The 6343-nt window shown below is 41.5% G+C and carries 8 protein-coding genes; 5 read left to right on the top strand and 3 right to left on the bottom strand.

The features are described from left to right. Positions 1 to 240 precede the first annotated feature (240 nt). Both V7K42_RS09315 and V7K42_RS09310 read left to right on the top strand, forming a co-directional pair. Complete coding sequence (locus tag V7K42_RS09315) at positions 241 to 429, top strand: sensor histidine kinase (RefSeq protein WP_334915534.1); 189 nt, start codon at positions 241 to 243, stop codon at positions 427 to 429. A gap of 308 nt (positions 430 to 737) precedes the next feature. After that, on the top strand, positions 738 to 1046 hold the full coding sequence (locus V7K42_RS09310) for an NIL domain-containing protein (protein WP_334915533.1): 309 nt from the start codon (positions 738 to 740) through the stop codon (positions 1044 to 1046). Positions 1047 to 1117: 71 nt separating this feature from the next. Here the strand turns inward: V7K42_RS09310 and V7K42_RS09305 are convergent, their stop codons facing one another. Next, positions 1118 to 1795, bottom strand: coding sequence for a response regulator transcription factor (locus V7K42_RS09305; RefSeq protein ID WP_012407592.1), 678 nt, complete (start codon positions 1793 to 1795; stop codon positions 1118 to 1120). A gap of 302 nt (positions 1796 to 2097) precedes the next feature. Then, positions 2098 to 2595: a (2Fe-2S) ferredoxin domain-containing protein gene (locus V7K42_RS09300; protein WP_334915532.1), complete on the bottom strand. Its 498-nt coding sequence runs from the start codon at positions 2593 to 2595 to the stop codon at positions 2098 to 2100. A gap of 323 nt (positions 2596 to 2918) precedes the next feature. Between V7K42_RS09300 and groES the strand changes: the two genes are divergently transcribed. From groES to V7K42_RS09285, 3 genes are all read left to right on the top strand, one after another. After that, a complete protein-coding gene (groES, locus tag V7K42_RS09295; RefSeq protein WP_069071443.1) occupies positions 2919 to 3230 on the top strand; it encodes a co-chaperone GroES in 312 nt (103 codons plus the stop codon). A 102-nt stretch (positions 3231 to 3332) separates the two neighbouring features. Continuing rightward, on the top strand, positions 3333 to 4967 hold the full coding sequence (gene groL / locus V7K42_RS09290) for a chaperonin GroEL (RefSeq protein WP_334915531.1): 1635 nt from the start codon (positions 3333 to 3335) through the stop codon (positions 4965 to 4967). Positions 4968 to 5208: 241 nt separating this feature from the next. Further along, positions 5209 to 5433 (top strand): hypothetical protein, encoded by a 225-nt coding sequence (locus tag V7K42_RS09285; protein WP_334915529.1) that lies wholly within the window; start codon positions 5209 to 5211, stop codon positions 5431 to 5433. A 156-nt stretch (positions 5434 to 5589) separates the two neighbouring features. On the opposite strand, the gene V7K42_RS09280 is transcribed toward V7K42_RS09285, so the two are convergent. Then, entirely contained in the window at positions 5590 to 5904 is a 315-nt protein-coding gene (locus V7K42_RS09280) for a YkvA family protein (protein WP_334915527.1), read from the bottom strand. Positions 5905 to 6343 lie beyond the last annotated feature (439 nt).

Genomic DNA, 6343 nt, shown 5'->3' with positions numbered 1-6343 from the left:
TAGATGCAGCATTCGCAGAAGTGACGATAGAGAATTTACTCGGTTGGTTTACTCACTGCTGCTACTGTACTTCAGAAGACTGATAACCGCTATAATCTTCCACCAGTTCAATGCTATCCAGCCCAGCTAAATCAAGTATTTATGAATATCCTTAGTAATGGAATTGATGCTTTACTAGAGCTAGATCATCAGATACAAAAGCAAATTGTGATTAAAACTGAAGTAACTGAATTATAAACAATCATAATAACATTTAAAGATAACGGTAATGGAATAGATTCTGAGATTCAAAGCAAGATATTTGATCCTTTTTTTACAACTAAACCTATCAACAAAGGGACGGGATTAGGTTTAGCAATTAGCCATCAAATTATTGAGAAACATCAGGGAAATATTCAGCTAAAGTCTCAATTAGGCTATGGAACATAATTTGCGATTGAAATTCCAATAGCATTACCCGTTAATTATAAAAGCAACACTTAACTCATCGGTTTTCTTGAATTGCCGTGGAGAAAGCGAACTTATTAGTCATTGGTACTAATGACTTCCACCAAAAATTATAAGTTCATAAATCTATAATTCTTATACGCGATCGCAATCCATAATTTATACCATCAAATCTAATGATTAATTATGAATCATTTGCTACAGCTTGCGTGCATGGGATAAGTGACGTTAGTGTTAAAAGCATTGTGCAAAGTAAAACTCTCATCCCACAAGTCGAGTAGAAAGCTAGAATGGCAGTTCCAAATAAAGAAGTCAAATCTAATACAGATATTTTAGATAATAGACGCACCCAAACTTGCATCCAAGTTCGCATTCCTAAAGACTTACATGAAGAACCAGTCATTTCACGACTGACTTCTCATTATGGTGTCACGGTAATTATTGCTGCGGCTCAAATAAGCGCAAACTTACTAGAATATAGCTGTTTCGACCTGGAACTGCGAGGTACTGTTTCTCAGATTGAAAGCGCCCTAACTTACTTGGATGAACTGGATTTAGAAGTTTTGCACCAATCTAGCCCTGAAGAAGATGGGTGGTAATCAGTTTTCGATTTCGGATTTTGGATTTTAGATTGATAATCCAAAATCCAAAATCTAAAATTTAAAATTCACTATGCCATTTGATTTTCAATCGCCCACCGCGCTAGTTCAGTACGGTTGTGGAGATTAGTTTTGCCCAACATATTGGACACATGGCTTTCAACCGTGCGCTGACTAACATTTAGTTCTTCAGCAATTTCTCGGTTAGCTAAACCCCTAGCGACAAACTGGACTACTTTCAGCTCGGTTGGGGTTAATTGCACATCGAAGGGAACCTGGATGCGGGAACCGTTTTCGCCTCCTTTAGCTTGGTGTTCTTTCCAACGGATAGTTTGTTTCAGTGAGGATTCAACTTGGGCTACGAGTTCTTCTGGTTCAAAGGGCTTGACCATATAAACATCAGCACCTTTATTCAGACCCTTAACTCGGTCTGCACTTTGTCCCTTAGCTGAAAGGAAAAGAACCGGAATCCAACTGGTGCGTTCGTTTTGCCGGACTTGTTCCACAAAAGTATATCCGTCCATTTCCGGCATCATCACGTCGCAGATAATCATGTCTGGAACATCTTGCTCTAAAATTTCCAGAGCTTCACGTCCATTTTCGGCGGTGATGACTTCGTATCCCCGGAATTCTAAGTAATCCTTCACCAGCAAGATGAGGTTAGGGTCATCATCAATCAATAGAAGTCGTTTGTGATCTTTCATGCTGGGCTCTTTCATAGCAGTGGCACTTGTCGCGCTTCGGTCCATCAAAGTCTTGAATATTTATCCTCTATGGTGGGTTATTTCGAGATATTGTCCTTTTTCCTACTTAACTTGCCTTTGCTGTCTCGAAACCTCAAAAATGCCGAGCACTTTCAAGAGACTAGTAGCTCGATAGCAAAAGTCCAGCAAGGATACGTATAGCAGTAGTATCTATAATGCGCTATTATATATCGCATTGAAAGTGGCGGGCGAAAAAACACTGATTAAATAATAATCCTTCTAACTCACAAGTAAGTATTGGCTTAAAGATGACCCTACCTCAAAACCAACCCGCACTTTCTTAAAGCTTACTGCTCTACCATATCCTTCGGTTGCCAAGCCTCGATGAGGTGTTCACAAGAAACTAGAGAAGTTTCTGGCAAAGGATGGTTTAAAAATGTATATTCTTCTACCACCTTATTGCCTATTAAGTGTTCTTGAACGATCCGCTCAATAACTTCCAGATTTGCTTGGCGATACCAGACACCATCAGGGTAAACCACCATTATGAGTCCAGAACAACAAACGCGCAAGCAGTTGGCTTGAATTCCGCAGACGCATAAGGAATAATTCTGTTGCGACTTATCAAGTTTTAAGTCTTTAAGTCGCTCTTTTAAGTATTCCCAGAATTCCAGACTAGCTCGTTTTGAGCAGCAATTAACAATTGTCTGGTCAGCGCAAATAAAATATCGCTGAATTTTTGCACGTCCTAAACTTTCTACACAATTACTCAGGGGCTTATATTCTAGAGACTTATTAGCTTTGGAGGTTTGATAGCTGGACTGGATCACTGTATTGTTACTCATCGAGCGGCTCCCTGATTACAGTTCTATAACAAATTGCAAGCTTTGCAAATAAAGTTGACTGAGAAGGGAATAGGGCATTGGGAATTAGGAATTGGGAAAACTATTCACAACTCCCGACTCCCGACTCTCTTTGACCACATAAAAATATACGTAACTTACAGGACAAAACCCGCAGAGTAAAAATAATTAGGCATTTATACTTAAGTATATTGATGAGCTTCTAGTTCGGGAACCCGTACTAAAGCAATTCTTGCCATTGGATGCCAATTTTCGGTAAATTAGCACTCAGGGGTTGAGAGTGCTAATCTCTGGAGAAAATAATTATGGCAGCTTTATCTTTAAGCGTTTCTACAGTTAAACCTTTGAGCGATCGCGTTTTCGTAAAAGTGAACGCCTCAGAGGAAAAGACCGCAGGTGGTCTGTATTTGCCCGATACCGCCAAGGAAAAGCCCCAGGTAGGGGAAGTAGTTGCCCTTGGCCCTGGCAAGCGTAACGATGACGGAAGCCGTCAGGAATTGGAAATTAAAGTCGGCGATAAAGTGCTGTACTCCAAGTACGCTGGCACTGATATCAAGCTCGGCACCGAAGAATATGTACTGCTTTCTGAAAAAGATATTTTAGCAGTCGTTATCTAATTGTCATTAGTCACTGGTCATTAGTCATTAGCCAATGACAAAAGACAAAAAACAAAAGACAAAAAACAAAAGACAAAAGACAAATGACAAAGGACAAATAATATGGCAAAGCGCATTATCTACAACGAAAACGCCCGTCGCGCCTTAGAACGAGGCATTGACATCTTGGCTGAGGCTGTAGCTGTTACCCTTGGCCCCAAAGGTCGTAACGTAGTACTAGAAAAGAAATTTGGCGCACCGCAGATTGTTAATGATGGTGTAACGATCGCTAAAGAAATCGAATTAGAAGACCATATTGAAAACACTGGCGTAGCTTTGATTCGTCAAGCTGCTTCTAAGACCAACGATGCTGCGGGCGATGGTACCACAACTGCTACCGTTTTAGCTCATGCGATCGTCAAAGAAGGCTTACGGAACGTTGCAGCTGGTGCTAACGCGATTTCACTGAAGCGCGGTATTGACAAAGCTGCCGGCTTCTTGGTAGAAAAAATTGCTGAACACGCCCGTCCAGTGGAAGATTCCAAAGCCATTGCCCAAGTTGGTGCGATCTCGGCTGGTAATGACGAAGAAGTTGGTCAGATGATTGCCCAAGCAATGGACAAGGTGGGCAAAGAAGGCGTAATTTCCCTAGAAGAAGGGAAATCTATGTTCACCGAATTGGAAATCACTGAAGGGATGCGCTTTGACAAAGGCTATATCTCTCCTTATTTCGCTACCGACGCTGAACGGATGGAAGCGGTTTTTGATGAGCCTTTCCTACTGTTGACTGATAAGAAAATTGCTTTGGTACAAGACCTTGTACCAGTGTTAGAGCAAGTAGCTCGTGCTGGTCGTCCTTTGGTGATTATCGCCGAAGATATTGAAAAAGAAGCTTTGGCAACCTTGGTAGTAAACCGTTTGCGCGGTGTACTCAACGTGGCTGCTGTTAAAGCTCCTGGCTTTGGCGATCGCCGCAAAGCACTACTAGAAGACATTGCCGTTTTAACTGGTGGTCAACTAGTTACCGAAGATGCTGGTCTGAAGCTAGATAACACCAAGCTGGATAGCCTGGGTAAAGCTCGCCGAATCACCATCACCAAGGACAGCACCACAATTGTTGCCGAAGGTAACGAAGCTGCTGTTAAGGCTCGTGTCGAACAGATTCGTCGTCAAATTGAAGAAACCGAATCTTCCTACGACAAAGAGAAATTACAAGAGCGTCTTGCTAAACTCTCTGGTGGTGTTGCTGTAGTGAAAGTTGGTGCAGCAACCGAAACCGAAATGAAAGATAAGAAACTGCGCCTAGAAGACGCTATCAACGCCACTAAAGCTGCTGTGGAAGAAGGTATCGTTCCTGGCGGTGGTACAACTCTGGCTCACCTTGCTCCCGACTTAGAAGTTTGGGCAAAGAGCAATCTTAAAGATGAAGAGTTGATTGGTGCTTTGATTGTGGTTCGCGCCTTACCTGCACCTCTGAAGCGGATTGCTGAAAACGCTGGTCAGAATGGTGCTGTAATTGCTGAACGCGTTAAAGAGAAGGATTTCAACATTGGCTACAACGCTGCAACAAATGAATTCGTCGATTTGTTAGCTGCTGGTATTGTTGACCCTGCTAAGGTGACTCGTTCTGCTCTGCAAAACGCTGCTTCCATCGCTGGCATGGTGTTGACAACCGAATGTATTATAGTTGACAAGCCTGAACCAAAAGATGGCGCTCCTGCTGGCGCTGGTGCTGGCGGCGGCGACTTCGATTACTAATACGTAGTTACATAATTTGTGAAAACGGCTGCTTCCTTTGTGGAAGCGGCTGTTTTTTGTTTCACGTAGAGGCGTAGAGACGAAGAAGAGGGTGAGTTACGACAACGCTTGTAAATATTTAGTTGAACAGTACCCAGCCGAATTTGTGCGTTGCTTTGGATAAAGGTACAACAAATTCTCGTATCCTAAGTAAAACGAGAAGTTAAGCTAAAGGCACTGTTTAGTAAAAATATCTGCATCTATGTCACTATTAACAGATGCTTTAGACAGAATTTTAAACTGGTTGCAGCAAAATAAACCCTCTTATGCTTCTTCTCTGCAACCAGGATTAGTTTATGAAGAAATTGAAGAAAAAGTTAAAAACTTACCCTTTCGCTTGCCAAGAGAAGTTTATGAACTTTACCAATGGCGGAACGGTATATGTATATATAACGGAGAAAGAGTAGCACAGTTTTTTCAGTTTTAGATAAAATCCATAACCCAAGTTTATTTTGAGCGATCGCTAATATTATTAAGCTTGAGTTATACTTTTTCAACCCCAGCTTGTTCGCTTACATCTGCATTCCTTTATATAAAAAAATATCCCCCACCTCAGATTCAAAAAGCAGGGGTTTTATTAAAACTACTTAACTGAAACGGCATCAACATCAATAGTGCTTGCAGTGGTAGTAGAAGCCTCAGTAGTATTAGGTGCTTCAGTGCCTATATCACCCTTACGAGCTTTCCAGCCTTCAATCACCAGTCCAGACACTTCACTAACTAGCAGAGTCAAAAGGAAAACATCATCAATCTGTCCCACAACGGGTATAAAATCTGGGAGAATATCAATTGGACTGACCAAATAGACTAGCGTTCCTAAAATTACCCACCAACGGTACTTCGGGTTACGAAGCACATTGCGATACCAGGTGTAAAGGGATTGGATTGAAAATTTCATATTTTTAACCTCCGGTTATCTTTAATTTTGACAAATTATCCTAAAAACTCCCGGTGGGAATAACCGTCCTAGTTAGTCTGGATGACGCTACTCGTAATTTTCCCCCAAATATCTAATCTGTAATTATCCACAAGAGTATAGGATTGCAAGGGTTTCATTGATTCGGACTGTAAATTTTATTTTTGCTGTGCTGTAGTAGTAATTCCCTAACAACAAATAAATTGTATGGATGTTGATTGTTTATTTGATAGGGGAATCCTTTACAACCTTAGAAGACAGGGTAGAAGAACGCACCGCCGAACTCAAAAGCGCTTTGAGTGAATTGCAGTACACTCAAGCATAAATGCAGAACTTACGCATTGACAGGAGTCTGGTTATGTGTACTCAAGCCCATCTTTTGTTCAAGATGTTCCAGAATGAAGTCACGAGCCACCTGAAG

It is taken from the genome of Nostoc sp. (genome assembly GCF_036917455.1).
In the GTDB taxonomy this organism is placed as follows: Bacteria; Cyanobacteriota; Cyanobacteriia; order Cyanobacteriales; family Nostocaceae; genus Nostoc.
This window is presented reverse-complemented; position numbering and strand designations above follow the sequence as displayed.

Excerpts from the sequence above, each read along its gene's own strand:
- V7K42_RS09305 (WP_012407592.1), bottom strand. The coding sequence starts at position 1,795 with ATGGACCGAAGCGCGACAAGTGCCACTGCTATGAAAGAGCCCAGCATG.
- groES (WP_069071443.1), top strand. The coding sequence starts at position 2,919 with ATGGCAGCTTTATCTTTAAGCGTTTCTACAGTTAAACCTTTGAGCGAT.
- V7K42_RS09300 (WP_334915532.1), bottom strand. The coding sequence starts at position 2,595 with ATGAGTAACAATACAGTGATCCAGTCCAGCTATCAAACCTCCAAAGCT.
- V7K42_RS09310 (WP_334915533.1), top strand. The coding sequence starts at position 738 with ATGGCAGTTCCAAATAAAGAAGTCAAATCTAATACAGATATTTTAGAT.
- V7K42_RS09280 (WP_334915527.1), bottom strand. The coding sequence starts at position 5,904 with ATGAAATTTTCAATCCAATCCCTTTACACCTGGTATCGCAATGTGCTT.
- groL (WP_334915531.1), top strand. The coding sequence starts at position 3,333 with ATGGCAAAGCGCATTATCTACAACGAAAACGCCCGTCGCGCCTTAGAA.
- V7K42_RS09285 (WP_334915529.1), top strand. The coding sequence starts at position 5,209 with ATGTCACTATTAACAGATGCTTTAGACAGAATTTTAAACTGGTTGCAG.